This window comes from Delftia sp. WY8 (assembly GCF_018437695.1).
Classification (GTDB): Bacteria; Pseudomonadota; Gammaproteobacteria; order Burkholderiales; family Burkholderiaceae_C; genus Comamonas; species Comamonas tsuruhatensis.
In genome coordinates this window covers 3,644,540-3,670,290 of record NZ_CP049795.1, presented here as the reverse complement: position 1 = coordinate 3,670,290, position 25,751 = coordinate 3,644,540, and the positions used below count along the sequence as shown (strand labels likewise).

At 69.3% G+C, this 25,751-nt stretch carries 22 protein-coding genes; 12 read left to right on the top strand and 10 right to left on the bottom strand.

The features are described from left to right. Positions 1 to 72 precede the first annotated feature (72 nt). Genes G4D77_RS16945 through G4D77_RS16925 form a run of 5 tightly spaced genes read right to left on the bottom strand, consistent with a single transcriptional unit; the run spans position 73 to position 5,105 of the window. Complete coding sequence (locus G4D77_RS16945) at positions 73 to 777, bottom strand: MtnX-like HAD-IB family phosphatase (RefSeq protein WP_016452236.1); 705 nt, start codon at positions 775 to 777, stop codon at positions 73 to 75. After that, positions 770 to 1,714, bottom strand: a complete 945-nt coding sequence (locus G4D77_RS16940) for an HlyD family secretion protein (RefSeq protein ID WP_017405665.1) — start codon at positions 1,712 to 1,714, stop codon at positions 770 to 772. The genes G4D77_RS16945 and G4D77_RS16940 overlap by 8 nt, the downstream gene beginning before the upstream one ends. After that, positions 1,711 to 2,469, bottom strand: a complete 759-nt coding sequence (locus G4D77_RS16935) for an ABC transporter ATP-binding protein (RefSeq protein WP_213757693.1) — start codon at positions 2,467 to 2,469, stop codon at positions 1,711 to 1,713. The genes G4D77_RS16940 and G4D77_RS16935 overlap by 4 nt, the downstream gene beginning before the upstream one ends. A 15-nt stretch (positions 2,470 to 2,484) precedes the next feature. Beyond that, entirely contained in the window at positions 2,485 to 3,639 is a 1,155-nt protein-coding gene (locus G4D77_RS16930) for an ABC transporter permease (RefSeq protein WP_016447361.1), read from the bottom strand. Continuing rightward, positions 3,636 to 5,105, bottom strand: coding sequence for an efflux transporter outer membrane subunit (locus G4D77_RS16925; protein WP_017405667.1), 1,470 nt, complete (start codon positions 5,103 to 5,105; stop codon positions 3,636 to 3,638). The genes G4D77_RS16930 and G4D77_RS16925 overlap by 4 nt, the downstream gene beginning before the upstream one ends. A 348-nt stretch (positions 5,106 to 5,453) precedes the next feature. Between G4D77_RS16925 and G4D77_RS16920 the strand changes: the two genes are divergently transcribed. The 3 genes from G4D77_RS16920 to G4D77_RS16910 all read left to right on the top strand — a co-directional run bounded on the left by G4D77_RS16920 (position 5,454) and on the right by G4D77_RS16910 (position 8,479). Beyond that, on the top strand, positions 5,454 to 6,458 hold the full coding sequence (locus G4D77_RS16920; RefSeq protein ID WP_043789519.1) for a fimbrial protein: 1,005 nt from the start codon (positions 5,454 to 5,456) through the stop codon (positions 6,456 to 6,458). Positions 6,459 to 6,590: 132 nt separating this feature from the next. Further along, positions 6,591 to 7,316 carry a response regulator gene (locus tag G4D77_RS16915; RefSeq protein WP_016447358.1) on the top strand — a complete coding sequence of 242 codons (726 nt, stop codon included), beginning with the start codon at positions 6,591 to 6,593 and terminating at the stop codon, positions 7,314 to 7,316. Beyond that, positions 7,301 to 8,479, top strand: coding sequence for a sensor histidine kinase (locus G4D77_RS16910; protein WP_016452240.1), 1,179 nt, complete (start codon positions 7,301 to 7,303; stop codon positions 8,477 to 8,479). The genes G4D77_RS16915 and G4D77_RS16910 overlap by 16 nt, the downstream gene beginning before the upstream one ends. 26 nt (positions 8,480 to 8,505) lie before the next feature. Here the strand turns inward: G4D77_RS16910 and G4D77_RS16905 are convergent, their stop codons facing one another. Next, positions 8,506 to 9,159 carry a TetR/AcrR family transcriptional regulator gene (locus tag G4D77_RS16905; protein WP_016452241.1) on the bottom strand — a complete coding sequence of 218 codons (654 nt, stop codon included), beginning with the start codon at positions 9,157 to 9,159 and terminating at the stop codon, positions 8,506 to 8,508. A gap of 45 nt (positions 9,160 to 9,204) precedes the next feature. Here G4D77_RS16905 and G4D77_RS16900 point away from each other — a divergent pair, with 45 nt between their 5' ends. Next, positions 9,205 to 10,899, top strand: coding sequence for an acyl-CoA dehydrogenase family protein (locus G4D77_RS16900; RefSeq protein WP_061287511.1), 1,695 nt, complete (start codon positions 9,205 to 9,207; stop codon positions 10,897 to 10,899). Between the two features lie 45 nt (positions 10,900 to 10,944). Beyond that, the gene (locus tag G4D77_RS16895; protein ID WP_154833020.1) at positions 10,945 to 12,465 is read left to right on the top strand and encodes a class I adenylate-forming enzyme family protein; all 1,521 of its coding nucleotides are present in this window, start codon (positions 10,945 to 10,947) and stop codon (positions 12,463 to 12,465) included. Positions 12,466 to 12,509: 44 nt separating this feature from the next. Here G4D77_RS16895 and G4D77_RS16890 read toward each other — a convergent pair whose 3' ends face one another. Further along, positions 12,510 to 13,622: a siderophore-interacting protein gene (locus G4D77_RS16890; protein ID WP_154833018.1), complete on the bottom strand. Its 1,113-nt coding sequence runs from the start codon at positions 13,620 to 13,622 to the stop codon at positions 12,510 to 12,512. Between the two features lie 107 nt (positions 13,623 to 13,729). After that, positions 13,730 to 14,758, bottom strand: coding sequence for a helix-turn-helix transcriptional regulator (locus G4D77_RS16885; RefSeq protein WP_016452245.1), 1,029 nt, complete (start codon positions 14,756 to 14,758; stop codon positions 13,730 to 13,732). Between the two features lie 135 nt (positions 14,759 to 14,893). Here G4D77_RS16885 and G4D77_RS16880 point away from each other — a divergent pair, with 135 nt between their 5' ends. Further along, entirely contained in the window at positions 14,894 to 16,093 is a 1,200-nt protein-coding gene (locus G4D77_RS16880; RefSeq protein WP_016447351.1) for a threonine ammonia-lyase, read from the top strand. Between the two features lie 90 nt (positions 16,094 to 16,183). Next, positions 16,184 to 16,333, top strand: coding sequence for a hypothetical protein (locus G4D77_RS16875; RefSeq protein ID WP_016447350.1), 150 nt, complete (start codon positions 16,184 to 16,186; stop codon positions 16,331 to 16,333). 92 nt (positions 16,334 to 16,425) lie between these two features. Here the strand turns inward: G4D77_RS16875 and G4D77_RS16870 are convergent, their stop codons facing one another. Next, on the bottom strand, positions 16,426 to 16,677 hold the full coding sequence (locus G4D77_RS16870; RefSeq protein ID WP_126311565.1) for a hypothetical protein: 252 nt from the start codon (positions 16,675 to 16,677) through the stop codon (positions 16,426 to 16,428). Here G4D77_RS16870 and G4D77_RS16865 point away from each other — a divergent pair. Beyond that, a complete protein-coding gene (locus G4D77_RS16865; RefSeq protein WP_016447349.1) occupies positions 16,661 to 18,526 on the top strand; it encodes a phosphoenolpyruvate carboxykinase (GTP) in 1,866 nt (621 codons plus the stop codon). The genes G4D77_RS16870 and G4D77_RS16865 overlap by 17 nt on opposite strands. Before the next feature lie 293 nt (positions 18,527 to 18,819). On the opposite strand, the gene G4D77_RS16860 is transcribed toward G4D77_RS16865, so the two are convergent. Beyond that, positions 18,820 to 19,239, bottom strand: coding sequence for a hypothetical protein (locus G4D77_RS16860; RefSeq protein ID WP_016447348.1), 420 nt, complete (start codon positions 19,237 to 19,239; stop codon positions 18,820 to 18,822). A gap of 147 nt (positions 19,240 to 19,386) precedes the next feature. Between G4D77_RS16860 and G4D77_RS16855 the strand changes: the two genes are divergently transcribed. The 4 genes from G4D77_RS16855 (at position 19,387) to G4D77_RS16840 (ending at position 25,666) form a co-directional block, all read left to right on the top strand. Next, positions 19,387 to 20,346 (top strand): LysR family transcriptional regulator, encoded by a 960-nt coding sequence (locus G4D77_RS16855; RefSeq protein WP_016452246.1) that lies wholly within the window; start codon positions 19,387 to 19,389, stop codon positions 20,344 to 20,346. Positions 20,347 to 20,395: 49 nt separating this feature from the next. Next, the gene (locus G4D77_RS16850) at positions 20,396 to 21,286 is read left to right on the top strand and encodes a metallophosphoesterase (protein WP_016447346.1); all 891 of its coding nucleotides are present in this window, start codon (positions 20,396 to 20,398) and stop codon (positions 21,284 to 21,286) included. A gap of 63 nt (positions 21,287 to 21,349) precedes the next feature. Continuing rightward, the gene (locus tag G4D77_RS16845; protein ID WP_016447345.1) at positions 21,350 to 21,772 is read left to right on the top strand and encodes a universal stress protein; all 423 of its coding nucleotides are present in this window, start codon (positions 21,350 to 21,352) and stop codon (positions 21,770 to 21,772) included. Positions 21,773 to 21,988: 216 nt separating this feature from the next. Continuing rightward, positions 21,989 to 25,666 carry a choice-of-anchor U domain-containing protein gene (locus G4D77_RS16840; RefSeq protein WP_154833016.1) on the top strand — a complete coding sequence of 1,226 codons (3,678 nt, stop codon included), beginning with the start codon at positions 21,989 to 21,991 and terminating at the stop codon, positions 25,664 to 25,666. The last annotated feature ends 85 nt before the right edge of the window (positions 25,667 to 25,751 follow it).

The following is a 25,751-nucleotide window of genomic DNA, read 5'->3' as shown; positions in this document are numbered from 1 at the left end:
CGAAGGTGTCGTCCCCCTTGGGGGGCGCCGTGCAACGGGAAGGCGCGAAGCGACTCAGGGGGTGGTGGTACGTCATGCCAGCGCCTCCAGGCCCAGGACCACCTTGTCGAGCAAGGCCGTGGCCTGCTCGAAATGCTCGAAGGGCGCATGGGCGATGCCCCGGCTTTCGCAGTGGGCGATCAGCTTGTACTTGGCCAGCACGAAGTCGGCGCGGCCCGAGACGCAGAAGTCCGAGGTGCTGTCGCCCACATAGAGCACGCGGCCATGCTGGGCCTGCTGCTCGGCCAGGCGCTCGCACTTGCAGTTGCCGCTGGCGCGCGCGCACTGCGCGCTGGCCCAGGGCGAGTCCAGGCGCCAGCTGCGCTCGCCGGTCGGCACCAGACGGTTGGCGATGACCTGCAGATGGCCCAGGCCATGGCGTTCCAGCACATGGCGTATGGCGTAGTCGATGCCGTCGCTGACCACCTGCACCACCATGCCGTGGGCCTGGGCGGCCGCCACGAAGCCGGCGAAGCCGGGATCGATCTCGATGGTGTCCAGGTGGGCGCGCAGCTCGGCCTCGTCCATGTCCAGCAGCGCGACCTGGCCCTTCATGCATTCGCGCGAGCCGATCTCGCCGCGCTCCCAGGCGTCTTCCAGCTCCTGCCAGCCGGGCTTGCCGAAGCGGTTGAGCAGGGTGTCGGTCACGTCCAGCAGGCTGATCGTGCCGTCGAAATCGCTTTGCACCATCCAGCCGGGCGCGGCGGTGTCCAGATACAGGGGAATGCGCTTATTCATGGAACTGCACCCTTACGTTTTGGCCCACGCGCACGGCGGCGGCGGGAGCTTGCTCGAAGACCAGCACACATTCGATGACACGCACCGGCCCGCGCTGCTGGTCGTCCTGCAGCCGCGCCGTGCCATAGACGGGGCTGATGCGCAGCACGCGTGCCGAGGGCAGCTGCTGCTGTGCGGAGCCATCGGCATCCAGCGTCACCGTGGCCCGCATGCCTTCGCGCACGGCGGCGGCGAAGCTTTCGTTGATTTCGGCGCGCACCTGCAGCGGGCGCTGCGGCAGCAGCACCACGGCCGGCGTGCCGGGCACGGCCTGGCTGCCCGCGTGGGTGGCCAGGCGCACCACGGTGCCGGCCTCGGGCGCGCGCAGTTCCTGGCGCTTGTGCTGGGCGCGCAATTGTTCGAGCTTGCGCTGCGCCACCTGGGCCTCGGCCGCGGCCACGTCGATCTCGGCCTGGGCATCGCGCAGTGCCTGCGCGGCCTCGTCCACGTTCTGCGCGTCGGCCGCGCCTTCGCGGGCCGCTGCCTGCCAGCGCGCCAGGGTCTGCTTGAGCTGGGGCAGGCGCGCGGCGCGTGCCTTCTGGCGGGCCCTGGCCAGCTGGGCCTCGGACTCGGCCACGGCCAGGTCGGCCTGGCCCGTCTCGTCGGCCAGCCTCAGCAGCAGCTGGCCGCGCTGCACGGACTGGCCTTCCTTGACGGACAGCTGCTGTACCACGCCGGCCACGGCGGGCGACAGGTCCAGCAGCCCGCCTTCCACCTCGATCTTGCCGCGCGCCACGGCCACTGCCGCCGGGCCGCTTTGCTGCGCCCTGGAGCTGGCCTGGCCCGCATTGGCGGGCGCATCGTGCGAAGGACCGCAGCCCGCCAGCAGCGCGGCGGCGGCCAGCGCCGCAGCCAGTCCGGCAGTGGAAGCGGCAAGGCCGCTCAGGGGGTGCTTCATTGTTTTTCCTTCAACGGGGAGGTCTGGCGCCAGTCGCTGCGGATGGCGCCGTCCTCCATGCCGAGCACGCGGTCGGCATGGCGCACCAGGCGCGGGTCATGGCTCACGCACAGCACGGTCGTGCCATGGTTGCGCGCCGCGCGGTGCAGGATGTCGATGACGCGCTGGCCGCTTTCGGCATCCAGCGCACTCGTGGGTTCGTCGGCGAACAGCAGCTGCGGCGCCTTGGCCATGGCGCGCGCAATGGCCACGCGCTGCTTTTCGCCGCCCGACAGCTCGGCCGGGCGCATGTGGGCGCGGTGGGACAGGCCGACCTCGTCCAGCGCCTGCTGCGCGCGGCGCAGGGCCTCGTCGCTGCGCAGGCCCATGTAGCCCAGGGGCAGCTGCACCTGCTCGATGGCCGTCAGTGCCGGGAACAGGTTGAAGCCCTGGAAGACGAAGCCCGTGTGGCGCAGGCGAAACTTCTCCAGCGCCCGCGTGCCCAGCTTGCCCAGGTCCTCGCCCAGCGCCATGGCGTAGCCGCTGTCCGGCGCCTGCAGGCCCGACATCAGCGACAGCAGGGTGCTCTTGCCGCAGCCCGAAGGGCCAGAGACCAGGCTCAGTTCGCCCGCGTACAGCGATACCGACAGGCCCTGCAGCACCTGCACGCTGACCATGCCCGACAGGAAGGACTTGCACAGCCGCACGGCTTCCAGGCTGGGCGCCGTGCGGGGCACCGCCGTGGGCGCGGGGGAAGAGGCATTCATCACGTTCATGGTGTCTGGAAGTCTTCAGCGCAGCAGCGTGGCCGGGTCGGCGCGCAGCAGGCTGCGCATGGCGCCCAGGCCCGACAGCAGGGACAGCACGGCCACCAGCACGGCACAGGCCAGCACGGCCGATGCGTTCAGCGCCACGGGCACGCGGTAGGCCGTGGCCACGGCCAGCAGCACGGCGCTGGCCAGCGCGGCCATCACGAAGCCCAGGCCGCCGATCCAGCAGGCCTGCTCCACCACCACGCGGCCCAGGGCCGCGCGGCTCACGCCCAGCGCGTTGAGCACGGCGTACTCGCGCGACGAGGCAGCCACCACGGCCTTGAGCGACTGGCTGGTGACCACCGAGCCCACCAGGCAGACGATGACGGCCATGAACAGCACGCCCGCGCCGGCGCCCGTGTCGAACATCCAGTAGCGCTGCGAGCGCCGCGCGAATTCCTTGGCTGTCCATGCCTCGTAGGGGCCGAAGCTGGGCGTGGACTGGTTCAGGCGCTGCTGGACGGCCTTGGCCGAGGCGCCGGGGCGCACGCGCGCCACGAAGTAGGTGCTGCCCTGGCCCGGGTCACCGGCAATCTCGCGCGCCGTGGCCAGCGAGGCCAGCACGTTCACGCCGCCCAGGCCGCGCAGCCCGTCCACGGCGGCCACCACCTGCACGCGGTGGTTGTTGACCCAGGCCACGCCGCCCTCGCTGGCGCCCAGCGTCTGCAGGTCGGCCCGGTCCACGATCACGGCGCCGGGTTCGCGCAGGCGCTGCCGCTGCCAGGGCTGGAGCACGCGGGAAAACAGCATGGAGGCATCATCGGTGGCAATGCCGGACAGGTAGACCGACACGCCGCCGCCGTGTTCGCTGGCCGCGCCGCCGGCCGGCGTGCTGGAGCGCCAGTCGCCATCGACCCAGACGTAGGGCTCGACGGCAGTGATGTCCGGGTCCATGCGCAGGCGCATGTCCACGTCGCGGCCGATGGTGCGGCCGAAATTCACGCTCTGCGTGCCCGGGTAGCCGATCCACAGATCGGCCGAGGACGCCGTCACATACAGCGCGGCCGATCCGAAGATGCCCAGCACCAGCGCGGCCTGCATGGCCAGCAGCACGCCGGAGAAGCCCACCGCGAAAACGGAGGGAATGAACCGGCGCCACTCGTGCACCAGCGTCTTGCGCGCCAGCGCGATCATGAGGACGCCCCCTGAGCCACGGGCGCAGGGCCGTTGCCGGAATCGTCCTCCGGCCTGTCCTCGGCAGGCAGCGGCGCGCCGCCCAGGGCCTTGTACAGCGCCACATAGGCCAGGGCATGGGCGGCCAGGGCGGTGGTCTGCTCGCTGCGCGCCTGCAATGCGGCGCGCCGGGACGCCAGACCACCGAACTCGCTGTCCAGGCCCAGCTTCTGGCGCTGGTGCTGCACGCGTTCGCGCTCGGCCAGCACCTGCTGCGAGTCCTGCAGCGCGGCAATGCGCTGGCGCTGGGCACCGATGGCGGCCAGGGCGGATTCGACCTCGGCCACGCCGTCCAGCACGCTCTGGCGGTAGCCCTGGATGGCAGCCTGCAGCGCCAGCTCGCTGGCATCGGCCTGCGAGCGGCGGCGGCCCCAGTCGAACAGGGGAATGTCGATCTGCGGCCCGAAGGTGGGCGCGTTGTCCTGCGTCGTGCGCAGGTTCTGGGTGATGTTGAACGAATACAGCAGCGAGCCGCCGATCACGAAGCGCGGGTACAGCGCCGCTTGCGCAATGCCCTGCTCGGCTGCGGCGCGTTCCACGCCGGCCTGCGCCACCTGGATGTCGGGGCGCGTGCGCAGCAGGTCGGCCGGAAGGACCGCCACGCCCAGCGCCTGCGGGCCAGGCAGCGTCGCTGTCGCATCGGCCTGCAGCCATTGCGCATCGGGCCGTGTGCGGCCCAGCAGTGCGGCCAGCATGTGGGCGCTGCGGGCCTGGGTTTCACGCAGGCCCGCACGCAGGGCAGCGCTCTGGCCGGCCTGCAGCTGCAGCTGGCGCACGGCCTCGGCCGTGCCCAGGCGCTGCTGCTGGCGCACCTGGGCCAGTTGCAGGGCACGCGCATCCAGCTGCGCCTGCTCGTCGATCAGGGCCAGCTGGCGCTGGGCCATGCGGATGTCCAGGTAGCGGTGCACCACGTCGGCCACCAGGGCCACGCGCGCTGCCTGCAGGCGGCCCCGCGCATCGAGCACGGCAGCTGCGGCATTGCGCTCGCCGGCCTCGCGGGCGCCGAACAGGCCCAGGTCCCAGCTCACGTCGATGCTGGCGTGGAAATACGAGTCGATGGCTGCGATGTCCTGCAGCGTGCGCGCACCGGCCGTGAACACGGGCCGGAAGGCAGCGCCGGCCGTGCCCGCCAGCAGCCGCTGCTGGCGCAGGCGCGACTGGGCCTGGGACAGATCGAGGTTGGCGGCCAGCGCCTCCTCGACCAGGGTGTTGAGGGATTCATCGCCCCAGGCCTTCCACCAGCCCTGCAGGTCGGGTGCGGCGGCCGAGCCAGGTGCGCCCGGCGCGGCGGCGGGCAGGGGCTGTGTCCACTGCGCAGGCACCGAGCCGTCGAGCTGTGCCGGGGGCGGCGATGAGCAGCCGGCCAGCGCCAGGGCGGCGCCCAGGCACAGGCTGGAGAGGCGTTGCGTCGCGGCGGCGTGGTTCACGGGATGGACAGGCGGGAGGGGATGATCGAGGGGGAGGACCGGGAAAACGAGGCCAGGGAACCATGTCCCCGGATAGCCATTGGACGCGGCCAAGCTTGCGCGAGGTTGCAGGCTTTATGGAGGAAACATGGAGAACGCGGCGCCGTGCGCAAGCCTCTCTTGCCCATCCCGGGCGGGAGTCAGTCGCGGACCGCGCCAGATTCCCGCGGACTCGGATGATTCCGAGTTTATTTTCAGAACACTCCGATTCCAATGCCGCATACAGGTCGGTATATTGACCGGATATCGCGCCCGGTGCCGCCTGTCCCAAGGACATTGATCCATATCTTCCTGGCTGGAGTCCACAGCATGCCTTTCACAGCCATCTTGCGCCATGCATTGGCCATGCCGCTCCTCTTGATTTTCTTCATGGCCCCTATTTCATCCTGGGCCCGTTGTTCCTCCCAGGGCTGGAATGCCCAGTTTCCGGGTTCGGCCAACACCCCCACCATCGTCAACGAAAATTATCCGATTGGCAGCGTTGTCTATTCCAGGACAATGGCTTTGCAAAATACCGGGGCCGGCAGCTACCACATTTCTTGCGACAATGATTTTTATTACATAGAAGGCATTGGAACGGAAAGCAGTGGAATATATTCCACCTCCATTCCCAACCTGGGCATGAGAATCACGTGGGAAAGAGCCGCGCCTTATTCCGGGTCCATGCTGAAACAGGGCATATTCCATTCACTGCCAAGCAACAACATGACCATCGAGCTCGTGAAAACCGGGGAACTCACATCTGGCGGTTTCCTGAATGGCAGCTTCGCACGAATCTACTCTGGGACCAGCAATGCCCGTGACTTGCTGGCCACGGTATTCTTTTCGAGTGGCATCACCGTCAACGTCAGCAGCCGCCCCAGGCCGCCGACCTGCCGGGTGTCCACGGGCAAGATCGACGTAGCCATGGCCCCCGCCCCGTTCGCCGATTTCAAGGGAATCGGGACCGTCACGGCAGCCAAGGACTTCAGCATCGAGTTGACCTGCGCGGGAGGCGAAGCCAATACACGCCTGACCGCCTTCATCACGCTGACGGACGCCACCCAGGCCACCAACCGATCGAGCACGCTGACGCTGGCCCAAAACTCCAAGGCCCGGGGTGTCGGCATACAGGTACTGAGAAACAACGTGCCCGTGAGCTTCGGCCCCGACTCCGGTAGCCTGGGCAATGCCAACCAATGGAATGCGGGCCAGGTCGCACAGGGGCAGAACAGCCTGAAGATTCCGCTGAGCGCGCGCCTGGTGCAGACAGCCGGCAGCGTGACACCTGGCGTGGCCTATGGCAGGGCGACCTTCACGATGAGCTACCAATAGCCGCTGATGGGACTGCAGGAAATGAACAGCGCCAGCCTTGCGCGCGATTGCAGACTTCGTGGAGCCAATATGGAGGGCTGCGGCTCGCAGGGCATCGCACCATAATGTGCGCTTGGCCCTGCCAGCTTTCCCATGAACTCCACAGCACAGCCAACGGCAACCACCCCCCTCGTGCTCGTCGTCGAAGACGAGCCCGCCATCGCCAGCATCCTGACGGCCTATCTCGAGCGGGACGGGCTGCGTTCGCGCATGGCCTCGGACGGGCAGGAGGCGCTGCAGCTGTTCCGCCAGCTGCGGCCCGACCTGGTGCTGCTGGACATCCACCTGCCCGGCATGGATGGCATCGACGTGCTGCGCGCCATCCGCGATGACAGCCAGACGCCCGTGATCATGGTCACGGCCCTGGCCGACGATGTGGACAAGCTGCTGGCCCTGCGCCTGGGCGCCGACGACTACGTGGTCAAGCCCTTCAATCCGCCCGAGGTCGTGGCCCGCGTGCGCGCCGTGCTGCGACGCACCCAGGCGCGCAAGAACCCGGCGCCCGCGCCCATCCGCGTGGGCCCCATCGAGATCGATACCGAGGCGCACAGCGCCGTGGTCTACGACAACGAGGGCCGCGCCCTGCCGCTGCCCCTGACGCTGACCGAGTTCCGCCTGCTGGCCTGCCTGGCGGCCCAGCCTCGGCGCTGCTTCTCGCGCTCCCACCTGATCGAGCACTGCCTGCCCGAGAGCGATGCGCTGGAGCGCGTCATCGACTCGCACCTGTCCAAGCTGCGCCGCAAGCTGCAGCTGGCCGGCCAGGAAGGCCTGATCGAAACCGTGCGTGGCATCGGCTACCGGCTATGGCCCTGGGACTGAGGCCCAACCGCATCTGGGTGCGCTTCGGCCTGTGGATCACGGCCACCGTGCTCAGCACCATTGCCCTGCTGGCCATCGGCGTGCTGGTGTTCTCGGAGATCCAGTACCGCGATTTCTACAACAGCCTGCCGCCGGCCGTGCAGATCGAGCTGGACGAACTCAACGCCCAGTCGCTGGAGGACAGCCCGCGCGCCATGCAGATCTATGGCCAGTACTGGACGGGCGATCTGCTGTTCGGCGAGAAATGGTCGCTGGTCATCGGCCTGCTGGTGTGCCTGCCCTTCGGACTGGCCGTGGGCTTTTGGGTGTCTCGCCTGGTGACGCGGCCCCTGGCGTCCATGGTCGAGGTGGCCAAGCGCGTGGAGCTGGGCGACTTCAGCGCGCGCGCCCTGCCCGGCAAGGCCCACGGCGAGATGGCCGAGATGGTGGTGGCCTTCAACCGCATGATCGATTCGCTGGAGACGCTGGAGACCGAGCGCCGCGCCACGGCGGCCTCGATCTCGCATGAGCTGCGCACGCCGCTGACGGTGCTGCAGGCGCGACTGCATGCCATCTGCGATGGCGTCATCGCGGCGGACGACACCGAATTGAACACCCTGCTGTCCCAGGTCGAGCACCTGGGCCGGCTGGTGGACGACCTGCACACGCTGTCCATGGCCGATGCAGGCCAGCTCTCGCTGCAAAAGCAGCGCATGGACCTGACCCTGCTGGTGGCCGAGACGCTGGACCAGCTCCACCCCCAGCTCCAGCAGCACGGCATGCAGCTGGACCTGTCCCTGCCCGGCCCCACCGACGAAGGCATGACCGACATCCGCGCCGATGCCGACCGCATGCGCCAGATCCTCTCCAACCTGGTCAGCAACGCCATGCGCCATGCGGCCAGCGGCGCCTGGCTGGGCGTGGCGCTCACGGTGGAGTCCGATATCGAAGGCCGCGCCTGGACCGTGCTGCGCATCAGCGATGCAGGCCCCGGCCTGCCCAGCGAGCTGCGCGCCCATCCCTTCCAGCGCTTTGCCCAGGTGCCCGGCAAGCGCCGCCGCGAGGGTTCTGGCCTGGGCCTGTCCATCGTCAAGGCGCTGACCCTGTCCCAGGGCGGCAGCGTGGAGGCCGACGATTCCGAGCGGGGCGGCGCCCGCTTCACGCTGCGCTTTCCGCGCATCTGAGTCTCGGGCCCCTGGGCCCTGAGGGACTACGCAGCCTGCGCCTTGCGCAGCAGCGCATGAATGGCCCAGCCCAGCGGCTCGCGCAGTTGCTGCGGCGTCTGCTGCGGCCCCAGCGCCAGCAGCGACTGCGACACCCAGCCATAGGTCATCGTGTGCAGCAGCCGCGCCAGGGGCTGGGCCGGCTCGGGCAGCGGCGGATCGCAGTCCTGCAGCGCCATGGCCCACAGCTGCACATAGGCCTGGTAGTGGCGCCGGAAGGGCTCGGGCGCGGACACCTTGCGCTCGAGCATGAACAGCGCAGCCCACATCGGCGCCTCGCGCGCAATGCCGTCCACCAAGGTGTCCAGCAGCCGGTCCACGCGCGTGGCCGGCGCCATGCCGGCGCATCCCTGCAGCGTCTGCAGTCCCTGGGCATGCAGGGCCTGCACCTGGCGGTGGATGCACATGGCCGCCAGCGTGTCCATGTTGCCGAAGTATTCGTAGAAGGTGCCCAGGCCCACGCCGGCCACGGCCGCCACCTCGCGCACCGTGGTGCGCTCGTAGCCCTGCTCGATCACAAGCCGAACAAAGGCGTCCTGCAGCGCCTGCGAGGTGGCCTGCGCGCGCGATTGCAGGGGGCGGCGCCGCACTTTGGGCGGCTGCGGCTGCTGCCGTGAAACCCGAACACCTTTGCTGGGCATTTTTCCTAGACTTTTGCGTTGAGACCCACGATCACGGAGACACGCATGAGCACCGGCCAGACTTTGCAGACACGGCACACCTGGAACACGCACGACGTCCTGAACCAGGTCGACGAACTCACCGACTTCAACCTGCTGGAGGCCGACCCCGCCCTGGCCGAGGCCCTGCAGCGCAGCGGCGCTGCGCGCCACATCCCTTCGCTGTCGCGCTATGCGCAGCAGCTGGGCGAGCGCGCCACCTGGGAGCTGGCCGAGCAGGCCAACCGCCACACACCAGAGCTGCACCGCTTCGACGCACGCGGGCGCATCATCGACGCCGTGGAGTTCCACCCGAGCTGGCACACGCTGCTGGGACTATACCGGCAGCAGGGGCTGATCTCCCTGCCCTTCGAGGACAGCAGCGCGGGCCGCTGGAGCGCCTGGGCCGCAGGTTTCTACCTGCATGGCCAGGTCGAACAGGGCACGCTGTGCCCGGCCACCATGACCACGGCCGCCATCCCGCTGCTGCAAAAGGAACCGGCGCTGTGGCAGCAGCTGCAGGGCAAGCTGTTCAGCCACGAATACGATCCGCGCGACCTGCCCGTGGCCGACAAGGCATCGATGTGGCTGGGCATGGGCATGACCGAGAAGCAGGGCGGCTCCGACGTGCGCGCCAACACCACGGTGGCCATGCCGGTGCACGCCGGCGGGCGTGGCGGCGAGTACCTGCTGCGCGGCCACAAGTGGTTCTTCTCGGCCCCCATGTGCGATGCCCACCTGGTGGTGGCGCGCATGGGGGAAGGCGGTGGGCAGGCCTGCTTCTACGTTCCGCGCTGGCGCCCCGACGGCACAAAGAATGCGGTGCGCGTGCAGCGCCTGAAGGACAAGGTCGGCAACCGCAGCAACTCCAGCAGCGAGGTGGAGTTCGAGGACGCCTGGGGCATCCTGATGGGCGAGGAAGGCCGGGGCATTCCCACCATCATCGAGATGGCCACCTACACGCGCCTGAACTGCGTGCTGGGCAGCGCCGCCATCCTGCGCTCGGCCACGGTGCAGGCCCTGGCCTATGCGCGCCGGCGCAGCGTCTTCGGCAAGCGGCTGGCCGAGCAGCCGCTGATGCGCAGCGTGCTGGCCGATCTGGCGCTGGAGAGCGAGGCCGCGCTGCAGATCGCCATGCGCCTGGCCCAGGCCTATGAGCGTGGAGGCGACGAGGGTGATCCGCTGGAACGCGCCTGGAAACGCATCATGACGCCGGCGGCCAAGTTCTGGGTCTGCAAGCGCGGCGTGGAGTTGACGGGCGAGGCCATGGAGGTGCTGGGCGGTAACGGCTATGTGGACACGGGCGTGATGGCGCGCCTGTTCCGCGAGGCGCCCGTGAACTCGATCTGGGAAGGCTCGGGCAACGTCATGTGCCTAGACGTGCTGCGCGCCATCTCGCGCGAGCCCGACGGCGCGCAGCTGCTGCTGCAGGACCTGATCGACACGGCGGCGGGCGAGCCCGCGCTGCTGCAGCAGGCGCAGTCGCTGGCCCGGCGCCTGTCCGGCCCGCCTGACCAGCTCGAGGCCCAGGCACGCCGCCTGGTGCAGGACCTGGTGCTGCTGGCCCAGGCCTGCCTGCTGCGCCGCCATGCGCCGCCCGCCATGGCCGACGGCTTCATCGCCACGCGCCTGGGCGCGCAGCAGGGCGCCATGGTGGCGGGCGCCTTCGATCCCGCAGGCCTGGACATTGCCGCCATCCTGCAGCGCGCGCTGCCCGCCTGAAGTGGCCGCCGGCCCGCCACACAACAAAGCACAAGGAGACAAGACATGAACCTGCTCGACGCCTTCGACAGCGCCGTGCGCAAGACGCCTGCCAAGGCCTTTCTGCGCGACCGCGGCGCCTCCATCAGCTATGCCGACATGCAGCGGCGCTCGCAGCGCGCGGCCGCCGTCCTCCAGGCCCAGGGCGTGGGCCGGGGCGATACCGTGGCCCTGATGTGCCTGAACACGCCGGGCTTTGTCGAAGCCCTGTTCGGCGCCTGGCGCCTGGGCGCCGCGCTGGTGCCCGTCAACCACAAGCTGCAGGCGCCCGAGCTGCAGTACATCCTCGGCCACGCGCAGTGCAAGGCCCTGGTGTTTGACGCCGCACTCGCGCCCGTGGTCGCCGCCGCGCAGCACCCCTGCGCCCGCCTTGTGACCGAGGCGCAAGAGGCCGTCCCGGGTGTCCAGGACTGGGACACGCTGGTGGCGGCCGCCAGGCCCCTGGAAGGCGCGCGGCCCGCCGATGGCGACATCGCCCAGGTGCTCTACACCTCCGGCACCACGGGCCGGCCCAAGGGCTGCCTGCTGAGCCATCGCGCCGTCACGCTGGCGGCGATCACGGCCGCGCTGGGCCTGTCCATCACGCGCGAGGAACGCACGCTGATGGCCATGCCCATCTGGCATTCCTCGCCGCTCAACAACTGGTTTGGCGGCACGCTGTACATGGGCGGCACCGTGGTGCTGCTGCGCGAGTACCACCCGCAGCATTTCCTGCAGGCCGTGCAGGACGAGGGCGTGACGCTGTACTTCGGCGCGCCGGTCTCCTACTTCGCGCCGCTGCAGATGCTGCCCGACTTTGCCCGCTACGACCTGAGCAGCGTGCGCGCCTGGGTCTACGGCGGCGGCCCCATCGGCGCCGAGATGGCGCGCAAGCTGGCCACGGCCTACCGCAGCGACCGCTTCTACCAGGTCTACGGCATGACCGAGACCGGCCCCACGGGCACCACGCTCTACCCCGAGGAGCAGGTGGAGCGCGCAGGCTCCATCGGCCGCGTGGCCCTGCCCGGCGTGGACATGCGCGTGGTGCGCGACGACGGCGAGGATGCCGGCCCGGGCGACACCGGCGAGATCTGGCTGCGCACCGGCAGCGTGATGGACGGCTATCTGCACGACGCCCAGGCCACGGCTGCCGCCTTCGCACCGGGCGGCTGGTACCGCACGGGCGATCTTGCGCGCCTGGACGACGCGGGCTATCTCTTCATCGTGGACCGGACCAAGGACATGGTCATCACAGGGGGCGAGAACGTGTATTCCAAGGAGGTGGAGGATGCGATCTCGGCCCATCCCCAGGTCGCCGACGTCGCCGTCGTGGGCCGGCCCCACCCCGAATGGGGCGAGACCGTCATCGCCCATGTGGTGCTGCGCGGCGAGACCGCGCCCGATACCGAGGCGCTGCAGCAATTCCTGGCCGACAGGCTGGCACGCTACAAGATCCCGCGTGAATTCGTCTTTGCGGCCAGCCTGCCGCGCACGCCCACAGGCAAGCTGCAGAAGTTTCTGCTGCGTCAGGAGCGCAGCGCCCCCTGAGGCGCCGGCCCCTGCGTGGCCTGCTTCGCGACCTGCTTCGCGGCCTACTTCGCGGCCTTGAAATCCGACTCGCTCATGCCGCGCCGCCAATAGGCCACGACCAGCTGCTCGTGCTTTTCCAGCCCGCGCTCCTCGCGCGCCCACTGGCGCACGGCCTGGGCGGTGTCGAACTCGCCAGCGGCCCAGACGAAGCGGCTGCCGGGATGACCGGCCAACGCATCCGGCCAGCGCACGGCGCGCAGCGCGTCGATCAGCAGCGTGGTGGTCCCGGCCTCGGCAGCGCCCCGGTGCAGCCAGTGCCATTGCAGGCCTGCGGGCGCCTGCACGGGCTGCTCGTCCTGCGGGCCCTGGACTTCGGCGAAGACATGGCCGCGCGTATGCGCGGGCAGGGCGGCCGCAATGCGCAGCATGGCGGGCAGGCCGGTGTCGTCGCCGGCCAGCAGCATCCAGTCGGCCGGGGTGGCCGTGCGCCCGCCGGGGCCGGTCATGCCGATGCGCTGGCCCGGCTGGGCGCGCGCGGCCCAGGCCGACCCGGGGCCTGCATCCTCGTGCAGCACGAAGTCCACGTCGATCCATCCGTTGGCGCCGTCTTGGGCCATTCCCATCGCACGCATGGTGTACGTGCGCATGTCCAGGCGCATGTCACCCTCGGGCAGGCGCAGCAGGCCGCTGGCCGACAGCGTGGGCCATTGGGGCTCGGTCACGCCCGGCTGCGGAAACAGCAGCTTGACGTGGATGTGGGTGTCCTGCGCATAGCGCACCATGTCGTCACAGGCAAAGCGCACGCGGCGCATGTGCGGCGTGAGGTCGTGCACGGCCAGCACCTGCAGCACGCGGAAGGCCGGCGGGCGCTGCAGCGCGGCGCCGTCACCCTCCCAGGCCAGGGAGCCGTCGGCGGCGCCCGTGGCCTCCAGCAGCAGGTGGGCCAGCATGAGCTTCATGTCCTGCAGCAGTTCCACGCCGGGGGCCGCCACCTCGGCATGCACCTGCCGGCCCTCCAGCCACAGCTGGCCCCGGCCGCCTTCGTAGTCGGCCACCCAGCGCGTGCCTTCGCGGCGCACGGTGATGTCGTGCTCCTGCATGTGCCCGACGATGGCGGCAATGGCCTCGTCGGGCCTGTCCATGTGCACCGAGGTGCGCGCCTGCAGCTGTGTCATTCGCGTATGTCCTTTCTTTTGCCAGATTGCAGCACCGCCTGGCGCAAGCAGGCTTTGCGGCAGGCCTGCCGATGTTTGCGCCACGCGCCAAAGACGCCCGCCGGGCGTCAGACCCGGGCACGCACCAGCTTGGGAGAGATGCCGAAGCGGCGCTTGAAGGCCGTGGAAAAGTTGGCCGCGCTGGAATAGCCGGCCCCATGCGCGACCTCGGCCACGCTGCAGCCCGTCTGCTCCAGCGCGGCCCAGGCGCGCGCCAGCCGCTGCTCGCGCCGGTACTCGTCGATGCTGGAGCCATAGGCCAGGCGGAACTGGCGCTGCAGCGCACTGGCGCTCAGGCCCACTTCGCGTGCGATCTCGGCCAGCGTGCGGCAGCCGTCGCCGCCGCTGTCCAGCAGGGCCTTGAGGCGCGCCATGCGCCGGTGCTCGCGTACGCCCAGCACGCCCGGCACGGTCTGCGCCGGATCGGGCTCGGGCACCTCGAGGGACTGCACGGCCTCGTGCACCAGCTCCAGCGTGCGGCTGGCCAGCAGCAAGGGCGCCGAGCCCTCGCGTGCCAGCTGGATGATCTGCTCGGCCACCGCCACGGCGCGCGGCGAGGGCTGCCAGGGCCGTATGGCCAGCAATTGCTGCTCCATCCAGTGCTGCAGCAGCGGCGGCGCCGCCATGGGCAGGGTCTGTGCGGCAAACCACTGCGGCTGCACGGTGATGCTGAGCTTGCGCTCGAACTTGCCGCGCCGCCACTGCCGCATGAACATGTCGCCGGGCCGCGTGTGGATGACGGCCCCGCAGGCCTGCACATGGGCACCGGCGGCGCTGGCGGGCGCCACCTGCAGCTGCAGGCCCTGGTTGCCGAAGGCCACGTCCACGCACCCCTCCAGCAGCACGACCATGTGCAGGCCCGGCACGGCCGGCGAACGCGTGCTCATGGTGCGCAGGTCGCGGGCTTCCACGCCATGCAGCCACAGGCCGGGCTGGACCTGCCAGGCCTGCAGGTGCCCGGCCAGCAGCGCATCCTGCGCCGTGACCTCGGCATCGAGGATGCGGTAGTCGGGCCCGCTGAAGTCACAGGCACGCAGCGTGCCCCGCCCCAGCCAGCGCGGAGGGCGTGCAGGTGTTTGGACAGAGGAGAAAGCCATGGCCAGCCGGAGCGGTGCGCGCCCCACAGACAAGAATGATTCTTATTTTATGAAAGCCCCCTGCACCACGCTGGCTGCGGGGAATCCATTGCATGGCCTGGCGCGGGCAGGCCCGCGTGTGCGCCACAATGCGCCATGCTCAGCCTCCAAGACATCCAGAACGCCGCCGGCCGCCTGCGCGGCGCCGTGCTCGAAACGCCCTGCGTGGAATCGCGCACGCTGTCCCAGATCACGGGCGCGCAGGTGTATCTCAAGTTCGAGAACCTGCAGTTCACGGCCTCGTTCAAGGAACGCGGCGCCCTCAACAAGCTGGCCCAGCTCTCGCCCGAGGAGCGCGCACGCGGCGTGGTCGCCATGAGCGCCGGCAACCATGCCCAGGGCGTGGCCTACCACGCGCAGCGCCTGGGGGTGCGTGCCGTCATCGTCATGCCGCGCTTCACGCCGGGGGTGAAGGTGGAGCGCACGCGCGGCTTCGGCGCCGAGGTCGTGCTGCACGGCGACTCCCTGGCCGAGGCGCGCCAGCACGCCTACGCACTGGCCGAGCAGCAGGGCCTGTGCTTTGTCCATCCCTATGACGACGAGCAGATCGCGGCGGGCCAGGGCACCCTGGCGCTGGAAATGCTGGCCGAACAGCCGGATCTGGACCTGCTGGTCGTGGCCATTGGCGGCGGCGGCCTGATCGCGGGCGTGGCCACGGCGGCCAAGGGGCTGAACCCGGACATCGAAATCATCGGCGTGCAGACCCAGCGCTTTCCGTCCATGTTCAATGCCGTGCGCCAGGCCGAGCTGCCGATGGGCACCTCGACCATCGCCGAAGGCATTGCCGTCACCCAGCCCGGCGCGATCACGCAGGAAGTCGTGGCACGCCTGGTGGACGACATGCTGCTGGTCGATGAGGGCGACATCGAGCAGGCCGTGCTCATGCTGCTGGAGATCGAGAAGACCCTGGTCGAGGGCGCGGGCGCCGCAGGCCTGGCCGCGCTGCTGCGCCATCCGCAGCGCTTTGCGGGCAAGAAGGTGGGAATGATCCTGTCGGGCGGCAATATCGATCCGCTGCTGCTGGCAGCCATCATCGGGCGCGGAATGGTGCGCTCCGGGCGGCTGGCGCGCATCAAGGTCAGCGCGCGCGACGTGCCCGGCGTGCTGGCGCGCATCACGGCCACGGTGGCTGCAGCGGGCGCCAATATCGAGGAAGTCCACCACCAGCGCGCCTTCACCATGCTGGCCGCGCAGAGCGTGGAAATCGAGCTGGTGCTGCAGACGCGCAACAAGGCCCATATCGACGAGGTCATAGCCGCCCTTCAGGCCGAAGGCATGCAGGTCAATGCCGTCTAGCAGGCCCGGTGTCATGGCTTTCCCCGAAGGCGCCAGGGGACAGGCCTGCCTAGAATCAGGCATCCCCATTGGCAAGCCAGGAGCTTTTGCATGACGCACGATCCCGCAGCGCACCACGGCGAGCAGCCGGCCCCCGAAGACGCCACCGAGGCCGTCGTCCCCTACATGCCTGTCATCCTGCCCCTGGCAGGCGCCGTGCTGATGTTTCTGCTGGCCTTCATTGCCGTCAACATGGCCTGATTCCGGCCCTCCTGCCCCTGCACCAGGCCCCGCTTTGCGGGGCTTTTTGCTTGCCTTTTCAACAGGCAATTTCATCGTTCATATTGCATACTTCAATGCATAGAATGCATAGTTTTTGCCATTCGTTTGCTGACAAATTCGTGACCGCTCCCTAGAATCGAATCCCCAGCCGGTGCGCCGCCAGCTTCCGCCAGCGCCGCTTCGCCGCCCAGAGAAGAGCTTCCTTCGCGCGCCGACTGAACGAGAGCCCGTTTCTCAAAGTTGGCGCGGTGCAGCAGGCGCGTCCCCTTTGAAAAACTGGTTTTTTCAATTGAAGGAAGCTCCGCGATGAACGCACCCGTCATGCAAGGCCTGAACATCCAGGCCCCCGCCTATGTCAAGAACAGCCGCCTGATCGCCTGGGTGGCCGAGATGGCCGCACTGTGCAAGCCCGCCAAAATCCATTGGTGCGATGGCTCGCAGGAGGAATACGAGCAGCTGTGCCAGCAGCTCGTCGATGCCGGCACCTTCAAGAAGCTCGATCCCGTCAAGCGCCCCGGCAGCTACCTGGCCTGGTCCGATCCGTCCGATGTGGCGCGCGTCGAGGACCGCACCTACATCTGCTCGGCCAACAAGGAAGACGCAGGCCCGACCAACAACTGGATGGCCCCGAACGAGATGCGCGCCACGCTGCAGCCGCTGTTCGACGGCTGCATGGCCGGCCGCACCATGTATGTGGTGCCTTTCTCCATGGGCCCGCTGGGCTCGCCCATCGCCCACGTGGGCGTGGAGCTGTCCGACAGCGCCTATGTGGCCGTCAACATGAAGATCATGACCCGCATGGGCCGTGCCGTGTATGACGTGATCGGCGTGGAAGGCGAGTTCGTTCCCTGCGTGCACACCGTGGGCGCGCCCCTGGCCGAAGGCGAGAAGGACCAGACCAGCTGGCCCTGCAACAAGACCAAGTACATCGTCCACTACCCCGAGACGCGCGAAATCTGGAGCTATGGCTCGGGCTACGGCGGCAACGCCCTGCTGGGCAAGAAGTGCTTTGCGCTGCGCATCGCCTCCACCATGGGCCGCGACCAGGGCTGGCTGGCCGAGCACATGCTCATCCTGGGCGTGACCAACCCCGAAGGCAAGAAGTACCACGTGGCTGCGGCCTTCCCCAGCGCCTGCGGCAAGACCAACTTCTCCATGCTGGTGCCGCCCAAGGTCTTCGAAGGCTGGAAGGTCACCACCATCGGCGACGACATCGCCTGGATCAAGCCCCAGGCCGACGGCTCGCTGCGCGCGATCAACCCCGAAGCCGGCTATTTCGGCGTGGCCCCGGGCACGAACTACCACACCAACCCCAACTGCATGGCCAGCCTCGACAAGAACGTGATCTTCACGAACGTCGCGCTGACCGACGACAACGACGTGTGGTGGGAAGGCATGGACAAGGACACCGGCAAGCTGCCCGATCACCTGATCGACTGGCAAGGCAAGGACTGGACGCCCCAGATCGCCCGCGAGACCGGCGCCAAGGCCGCCCACCCCAACGCCCGCTTCACCGTGGCCGCGACCAACAACCCCGCGCTGGACGAAGCCTGGGACGATCCCAAGGGCGTGAAGATCGACGCCATCATCTTCGGCGGCCGCCGCTCCACCACCGTGCCGCTGGTGACCGAGGCCCGCAACTGGACCGAAGGCGTCTACATGGCCGCCACCATGGGCTCGGAAACCACGGCCGCCGCCTTCGGCGCCCAGGGCGTGGTGCGCCGCGACCCCTTCGCCATGCTGCCGTTTGCCGGCTACAACATGAGCGACTACTTCCAGCACTGGCTCACGCTGGGCGCCAAGATCCAGGCCCAGGGCGCGGCCCTGCCCAAGATCTTCACCACCAACTGGTTCCGCAAGAATGCCGACGGCAAGTTCGTCTGGCCCGGCTACGGCGAGAACATGCGCGTGCTCAAGTGGATGATCGACCGCCTCGAAGGTCAGGCACAGGGCGAGCAGACCGCCTTCGGCATTGCGCCCCAGTACGCCGAGATCAACTGGACCGGCCTGGACTTCTCCGCCGACCAGTTCGCCAGCGTGACCAGCATCGACAAGGCCGCCTGGGCCGAGGAAATGCAGCTGCACACCGAGCACTTCGACAAGCTGGCCCACAAGCTGCCCCAGGAGCTGCTGGTGACCAAGGCCGAACTGGAAAAGCGCCTGGGGACATAAAGCTCCCCCTGAGCGGCTACGCCGCTTCCCCCTCTCGCTTCGCGGGGGGACGGCACCCTCGGTGCGGGGCGGCCCTTCCTCGGTGCCCCTTGCTTTGGGCAGCGCCAGTTTCATGGACTGTGGAAGATGCACAGAACAATGAATCCCTGAGTAGCTCTCGACCCATGGAAAAAGCCTCGCAGTGCGAGGCTTTTTTTGTGGCGTTTCAACGACGCCCCCAGACAACAAAAAAGCCGCGCCTTGTGGGCAGCGGCTTTTTTTGGAGGAGCGCCGCAAGGCGCCCCAGGCAGAGATCAGCTACCTTGCCTATCCATGGCGCGGGCCAGGTCGGCCATCAGGCGGGCGTCCTGCAGGGCGGCGTTCCAGATGCGCTCGTCAGCGGCGGCCTGCTGGCGGCTCTCGGTCCAGGCGCGGTAGCCGGCACGGGCCATCATGGCGGCGCGGCGGGCGGGGGCGGAGAACAGGGCCAGGCCCATGAAGGCGGCAACCCACAGCACGACCCAGGCGCCCAGCATGTGGCCGTCGGTCCAGTTGTGGGCGACCTCGTTGACCACCACCATCAGCGCGGCCACCAGGGCAGCGAGCAGCAGGGCGCTGGCGCCGCGCTTGCCGGAGAAACGCTTGACGGCGCTCTTGCGGTCGTCGGCGGCTTGATAGACATGCACCACACCAGGGTGCTCGACACAGTAGGAGTTGTAAATGAAGTTGCTCATGGCAGATAAACCCAGTTAAATGGCCGCTTTTGACGGCGTGGCGGGCGACTAGGGGTAACTATAGGGTTTACCCTAGAGTTCTTCAAATTTATATCTTGAATCTGTAGCATTCACGTCAGTGATGACTCAGCGCTCGCTGCCACGGCCATGTCCGCCCTGAACTTCCGCACACTGGATCTGAACCTGCTGCGCGTCTTCGACGAGGTGATGGCGGAGCGCAGCCTCACGCGGGCGGCCCACAAGCTGGCCATCACCCAGCCGGCCGTGAGCAATGCGCTGCGCCGCCTGCGCGAGGCGCTGGGCGACGAGCTCCTGGTGCGCCAGGGCCAGGGCGTGGAGCCCACGCCGCGCGCGCTGGCGCTGTGGCCCGTGATCCGCGAGGCGCTGCAGCAGCTGCAGGACACGCTGACGCCAGGCGAATTCCACCCATCCACCGCCACCGCCACCTTTGTGCTGGCCATGGCCGACGCCACGGCCGCCACGCTGATTCCTCCCATGTTCAGCCTGCTGGAGCGCGAGGCGCCCGGCATCGGCATCCGCGTGCTGCCGCTGACCACGCGCGACCCGCGCAGCCTGCTGGAGGCCGGCGAGGCCGACATGGCCGTGGGCTACTTCCCCGCCGCGCTGGCCGACCTGACGGCGCGCGCGCAGTCGGGCGCCCTGGTGGCCTTCGACAGCCGGCGCCTGTATGAAGGCGAGTACCTGTGCGTGATGCGCCAGGGCCATCCGCTGGCCGATGTGCCGCTGACGCTGGACAACTACTGCGCGGCGCGCCACATGCTGGTGAGCTTCTCGGGCCGCTCCTTCGGCTTCATCGACGAGGCCCTGGCCTCGCTGGGCCGCACGCGCCAGGTGGTGCTTACCGTCAACCAGTTCTTCACGGCCGGGCGCGTGGTCATGACCTCCAATCTGCTGACCATATTGCCGCGCCACTTCGTGCCCGTGACCGGCATGGCCGACAAGCTGGTGCTGCGCGAGCTGCCCTTCGACGTGCAGCCCGTGCACGTGGACGCGCTGTGGCGCCGGCGCGGCCAGCATCCTCAGGCCTACGACTGGCTGCTGCGCACGCTCACGCGCTCTGCAGAGGCGACCTTCCCGCACACCTGAGCGCCGTTTGCGGGGCGCCCGCGCCAGCGCAGGTTCTACACTTGGCCGCATGAAGATCCAGCTGCTGTCCGACCTGCACCTCGAGGCCCATCCGCATTTCACCGCAGAGCCCGCACCCGATGCCGACGTGCTGGTGCTGGCCGGCGACATAGGCTCCTACCAGAGCGGCAGCCTGCTGCCGGGCCAGGATTTCGGGCTGGAGCGCTTCTCTCCCCTGCCCCAGTACGCGGGCTGGCCCTGCCCCGTGATCTTCGTGCCGGGCAACCATGAGTACGACATGCAGGACTTCGACGCCGCCCACGCCCGCCTGCGTGCCACCTGCGAGCGCATGGGCATGGTCTGGCTGGAGCGCGAGACGGCCGTGCTGGACGGCGTGCGCTTCGTGGGCACCACGCTGTGGAGCGACTACGACGCCATGTCCATGCATGAAGGCGTGACCGATCTGGCCCGGCTGCTCAAGCTGCGCGAGAAGGCCTTTCGCGCCGCCAATTTCTACCTGCAAAAGACCGGCGGCACGCGCGACGGCGAGCCCTTCCTGGCCGAGCCCATGCGCGAGCAGTCGCTGGTCTGCCAGCAATGGCTGCGCCAGGCGCTGGCCAGGCCCTTCGATGGCCCCACGGTGGCCGTCACGCATTTCGCGCCCAGCCTGCGCAGCGCCGACCCGCGCTACGGCCTGGTGCCGGGCACGGCCGGCTTTTGCAACGTGCTGGATGAACTGCTGCCCTTTGCCGATCTGTGGCTGCACGGCCACCTGCATTCGCCCAGCGACTATGTGGCCGAGGGCCTGCGCGGCGATGGCAGCGCCTGGCGCTGCCGCGTGGTGGCCAACCCGCTGGGCTACGCGCGCAAGGGCGAGCAGGAGGGGTTTTCGCCGCGCTCTACCATCGAGTTGCCGGTGCACGCGACCGCAGGGGCGGCAGAGGCACCGGCCCGCGCTTGACCTGGATCAAGCACTCCACCCCGGCTTGGGCTTAGTCTCGGGCCATACCCAAGGAGGACCTTCATGAACATCCTGCTCGCTGTCGATGGCAGCCCCTACACCCAGAAGATGCTGGCCTACCTGACCTCGCACCCGGAGATCCTGGGTTCGGCCCACAGCTACAGCGCCATCACCGTCCAGCCCCAGCTGCCGGCCCGCGCGCGCGCCGCCCTGGGCAAGGACGTGGTGGACGAGTACTACGCCGAGGAGTCGACCAAGGTGCTGGACCCCGTGTGCAGCTACCTGGCCGAGCACGGCGTGCAGGCAGCCCGCCTGAGCAAGGTCGGCCCGATTGCCGACTCCATCATCAAGGCGGCCGAAGAAGGCAAGTTCGACCTGCTGGTCATGGGCACGCATGGCCACGGCACGCTGGGCCGCCTGGTCATGGGCTCGGTCAGCACCCAGGTGCTGGCCGGCAGCCAGGTGCCTGTGCTGCTGATCCGCTGATCGACCGCTCAATACGCTGCCCCGTGCACACGCAGCGCCCATAACCAGAAAAAGCAAAGCGCGGGCATCACGGCGCAATGAGGCAAGGACGGCTCCCCTGAGGGAGCCGTCTTTTTTTGCATGGTGCCTTCCCACCATCCTGCGGGCCTGCCGTCACCGGGCTGTCACAGCCGCCTCTTACAGTCGCGCGATTTGTCACACAGGGGGATGGTGAGCATGCGCGCGAGTACTTTGGATTGGCGGCACAAGGCGATTGCAACGGCCTGCCTGGCCCTTTGTGGCGCTGCATGGTCCGCGCCCTTCACCCCGGGCAACCTGGTGGCCTACCGCGTGGGCACGGGCACAGGCGCGCTGCCCGTGTTCCTGGATGAGTACCGCGTGGACGGCACCCTGGTGCAATCGCTGCCGCTGTCAGGCGGAGCGACGCCGCTGACGGCCAGCAGCAAGGGCTCGGAAGGCCTGCTCAACCGCTCGGACAATGGCCTGTGCCTGGTGGTTCCCGGCTATGCCGTGGCCACCGGCGGCACCGAGCCCAACGGCGTCACTGCAGCGGCGGCCCCGCGCGCCGTGGCCGTGGTGGGGTTCGACTCCGACGTGAAAAGCCTGCGCGCGCTCGGCACCACGGCCTTCAGCAAGGACACCATCCGCGGTGCAGCCAGCAGCGACTGCGGCGCCGTCTGGGCCAGCGGCAAGGGTACGGCCACGGCCAACAATGGCATCTGGCACGTGGCTGCCGACGGCACGGGCATCTCCCAACTGAACAGCAGCAATGTCCAGGGCCTGGCGGTCGCCGGCGGCCAGTTGATCGCCGCCATCAACGGCGGCTCGCTCAACCAGATCGGCACGAATTTGCCGACCACGGGCATCCAGACGGCCCTGCCCCTGGCGGGCCTGACGCCCTCCACCTACCGCGGCATCGCCTTCCTGCAACTCGATGGCGGCCCCGCGCTGGCGAACACCGTCTACGTGGCGGACAACGATACCGGCGCCATCCGGAAATTCCGCCTCTCGATGGACGGCACCAGCTGGCAGCCCGCAGGCTCCATTGCCGGCCTGTCCAAAGTCCACGGCCTGGCCGCCTTCGATACCGGCGGCGGCAATGTGATGCTGATGGCCACCGACACCACGGGCCGCCTGTACCGCGCCTTCGATCACGGCGGCTACGCCGGCACGCTGTCGGGCACGGCCGAGTCCATCGCCGCGCCGCAGGACGGCGTGTTCTATGGCGTGGCCTGGGCCCCGCTGGAGACCGTGCCGGCGACCGTGCCCGCCGCCCCCTCCAACCTGACGGCCACCCCGGCCGGCAACCGCGTGACGGCCGCCTGGGACGCCGTGCCGGGCGCAGCCTACTACGTGGTGGAGCTGTCGCAGGACAGCTTTGCATCGGTAGCCTCCACGGCCGTGGCCCTGGGCAACAGCCAGGCGCTGGAAGGCCTGCAGCCCGGCAGCTATACGCTGCGCGTGCGCGCGGTCAACGGCCTCGGCGGGAGCACGGCTGCAGTGGGCGTGCCTTTCATGGCCTCGGCCCCGCCGACGGCCTCGCTGCCCGAACTGACCGCGTTTTCCGGCGTGGTCGGCGACGCCAACGACCCGCTGGCCTCGGCAGGCATCGGCTTCACGGTGCAGGATGCGGGGGGCGCTGGCGGCGTACAGGTCACTGCGCGTTCGAGCAACCAGGCCGTGGTGGCCGACGCAGGCCTGGCCGCGTCCAACCAGGCCGGCAACGCCGTGCTCAGGATCACGCCCACGGGCGTGGGCTATGCCGACATCACCGTCACGCTGACCAACGCGGGCGGCGCCTCCGTCAGCCGCACCATCAAGTACGCGGCCTCGGCCAATACCGCAGCCAACACCAGCCCGCGCTGGCTGGCCGGGCGCTCGGACGCATCGACGGCCATCGTCATCGATGCCGCCACCATGCTGGTGGGCGACGACGAGGCGCCCGCCCAGGATGCCTCGGGCAATGCGCTGCCGGCCGGCAACTCCTTCTCGGCCTATGGCCCGGCCGGCGGGCTGCCCGTCAAGCCGCTGATGCTGGACAGGACCGCCCTGGGCCTGGCCGATGCCGCCGCCTGCACCGCCCCCGGCCTCACGGGCCTGGACAGCTGCAAGAGCGACGAGGAAATGGACATCGAGGCCAGCTTTGCCCTGGGCAGCCGCGTGTACGTGGCAGGCTCGCACTCCAACAACAAGAGCGGCAAGTCGCGCACCGACCGCTGGCGCCTGGCGGCGATGGATGTGACCGGCTCCGGCGCCTCCACGGCGCTGACCGCCAGTGGCTACTACCGCTGGCTGCGCGAGGACCTGCGCAGCTGGGACGCGGCCGCGCATGACGGCCTTGCCGCCAACTACCTGGGCCTGGTGGCCAGCTCGGACGGCGGCGCCACCAAGGCGCCCGAGGCCGAGACGATGAGCGGCTTTTCCATCGAAGGCATGTCCACCAGCCCCGACAACGGCGCCGCCTGGCTGGGCTTTCGCGCGCCGCTGGTGCCGGCACCGGGCGCGCCCGCCGTCACGGCGGACGACGCCACGGGCCGCACGCATGCGCTGATCGTGCCCGTGACCAACTTCGCGGCCCTGCCTGCGGCCGATGGCGGCAGCAAGGGCAGCGCGTCCATGGGCCCGCCGATTCGCCTGGACCTGGGCGGCCGCGGCATCCGCGAAATCCGCAAGAACGCAGCCGGCGAGTACCTGATCATTGCCGGCCCCTCGGCCAGCGCCACGGGCACCGCGCCGCGCAACTTCCAGCTCTACTCCTGGGATGGCCGCGTGAACGGCGCAGGCCTGGCCCTGAACCTGCGACCGCGCGCTGCCGACCTGGCCGCCATCACCGCACCCCACACCGCCTGCTCGGCCGAAGGCATAGGCGCCATGCCCGCCAGCCTGGACGCCGGCGGCAGCGTGGACATCCTCAGCGACTGCGGCGATGCCGATTTCTACGGCGATGGCACCGTGGCCAAGGACCTGCCCTATGCCGCCTGGAAAAAGGCGCGCCTGGACAGCCTGGCGGTGCCGGCGCTGTCCACCGTGGCCCTGTCCGCCCAGGCAGTGGACCAGACATCGGCCGTGGTCCAGGCCACGCCCAGCGTGGGCGGCAGCCTGCGCGCCGTGGCCCTGCCTGCCAATGCGCCCGTCCCCAGCTGGGAACAGGTCATGGCCGGCCTGGATGCCGCCGGCCTGCCGGCCCCTGCCAGCAACACGGTCAGCACCGCAGCCGGCACGGCCGCCACGCTGTCCTTCACCGGCCTGGACCCTGCCGTGAGCTACCGCGTGCATGCGGTCAACCTGCCGGCCTCGGGCACGGCCAGCGCGCCGGCTGTGCTGGCCCTGAGCAAGCCCGTGCCCATCGGCACGCAGATCGGCACGGGCAGCAACACGGCAGGTGTCAGCAACGGCACGGGCAATGTGGGTGCGGACCAATGGCAGTTCGCCTCGAACTCGGCAGGCTTTCAGCCCGCGCCCTCGCAAAGCCCGCTGCCGGGCGGCCTGCGCATGCCCTACGGCAGCCTGAGCTTCGTGCTCATGGGCGGCACGCCGGGCTCCATGGCCACCATCCGCATGGACCTGCCTGAAGCCGCACCCGCCCAGGCCACGCTCTGGAAGTACGGCCCCACGGCCGCCACGCCCACGGCGCACTGGTATGAGCTGGCCGCGTCGGCCTACCGCTTCGCACCCGACCGCCGCTCGGTGAGCTTCGACATCACCGACGGGCAGACGGGAGACAGCGACCTGACCGTCAACGGCGTCATCGTGGACCCCGTGTCGGTGGCCGCGCCTGCGGCCCTGCCGCCCGGCGCCACGGCCACCCCCGTGCCCGGCCTGTCCACACTGGCCCAGGCGCTGCTGGCGCTGGCCCTGAGCGGCATGGCCGCACTGCGCCGCCGCCGCGGCTGACGCCCGCGCGCCTTCTGTACCGGCCGCACCCGGTACCCCCTTCAAGCCCCTGCACGGTTCGCCGCGCAGGGGCTTTTTGCTGCGG

What these genes read in the sequence shown, in the direction of transcription:
- G4D77_RS16840 (WP_154833016.1), top strand. Translation starts at nt 21,989, where the DNA reads ATGCGCGCGAGTACTTTGGATTGGCGGCACAAGGCGATTGCAACGGCC.
- G4D77_RS16915 (WP_016447358.1), top strand. Translation starts at nt 6,591, where the DNA reads ATGAACTCCACAGCACAGCCAACGGCAACCACCCCCCTCGTGCTCGTC.
- G4D77_RS16920 (WP_043789519.1), top strand. Translation starts at nt 5,454, where the DNA reads ATGCCTTTCACAGCCATCTTGCGCCATGCATTGGCCATGCCGCTCCTC.
- G4D77_RS16940 (WP_017405665.1), bottom strand. Translation starts at nt 1,714, where the DNA reads ATGAAGCACCCCCTGAGCGGCCTTGCCGCTTCCACTGCCGGACTGGCT.
- G4D77_RS16905 (WP_016452241.1), bottom strand. Translation starts at nt 9,159, where the DNA reads ATGCCCAGCAAAGGTGTTCGGGTTTCACGGCAGCAGCCGCAGCCGCCC.
- G4D77_RS16945 (WP_016452236.1), bottom strand. Translation starts at nt 777, where the DNA reads ATGAATAAGCGCATTCCCCTGTATCTGGACACCGCCGCGCCCGGCTGG.
- G4D77_RS16935 (WP_213757693.1), bottom strand. Translation starts at nt 2,469, where the DNA reads ATGAACGTGATGAATGCCTCTTCCCCCGCGCCCACGGCGGTGCCCCGC.
- G4D77_RS16900 (WP_061287511.1), top strand. Translation starts at nt 9,205, where the DNA reads ATGAGCACCGGCCAGACTTTGCAGACACGGCACACCTGGAACACGCAC.
- G4D77_RS16865 (WP_016447349.1), top strand. Translation starts at nt 16,661, where the DNA reads ATGAACGCACCCGTCATGCAAGGCCTGAACATCCAGGCCCCCGCCTAT.
- G4D77_RS16885 (WP_016452245.1), bottom strand. Translation starts at nt 14,758, where the DNA reads ATGGCTTTCTCCTCTGTCCAAACACCTGCACGCCCTCCGCGCTGGCTG.
- G4D77_RS16910 (WP_016452240.1), top strand. Translation starts at nt 7,301, where the DNA reads ATGGCCCTGGGACTGAGGCCCAACCGCATCTGGGTGCGCTTCGGCCTG.
- G4D77_RS16855 (WP_016452246.1), top strand. Translation starts at nt 19,387, where the DNA reads ATGTCCGCCCTGAACTTCCGCACACTGGATCTGAACCTGCTGCGCGTC.
- G4D77_RS16890 (WP_154833018.1), bottom strand. Translation starts at nt 13,622, where the DNA reads ATGACACAGCTGCAGGCGCGCACCTCGGTGCACATGGACAGGCCCGAC.
- G4D77_RS16875 (WP_016447350.1), top strand. Translation starts at nt 16,184, where the DNA reads ATGACGCACGATCCCGCAGCGCACCACGGCGAGCAGCCGGCCCCCGAA.
- G4D77_RS16870 (WP_126311565.1), bottom strand. Translation starts at nt 16,677, where the DNA reads ATGACGGGTGCGTTCATCGCGGAGCTTCCTTCAATTGAAAAAACCAGT.
- G4D77_RS16850 (WP_016447346.1), top strand. Translation starts at nt 20,396, where the DNA reads ATGAAGATCCAGCTGCTGTCCGACCTGCACCTCGAGGCCCATCCGCAT.
- G4D77_RS16860 (WP_016447348.1), bottom strand. Translation starts at nt 19,239, where the DNA reads ATGAGCAACTTCATTTACAACTCCTACTGTGTCGAGCACCCTGGTGTG.
- G4D77_RS16895 (WP_154833020.1), top strand. Translation starts at nt 10,945, where the DNA reads ATGAACCTGCTCGACGCCTTCGACAGCGCCGTGCGCAAGACGCCTGCC.
- G4D77_RS16880 (WP_016447351.1), top strand. Translation starts at nt 14,894, where the DNA reads ATGCTCAGCCTCCAAGACATCCAGAACGCCGCCGGCCGCCTGCGCGGC.
- G4D77_RS16845 (WP_016447345.1), top strand. Translation starts at nt 21,350, where the DNA reads ATGAACATCCTGCTCGCTGTCGATGGCAGCCCCTACACCCAGAAGATG.
- G4D77_RS16930 (WP_016447361.1), bottom strand. Translation starts at nt 3,639, where the DNA reads ATGATCGCGCTGGCGCGCAAGACGCTGGTGCACGAGTGGCGCCGGTTC.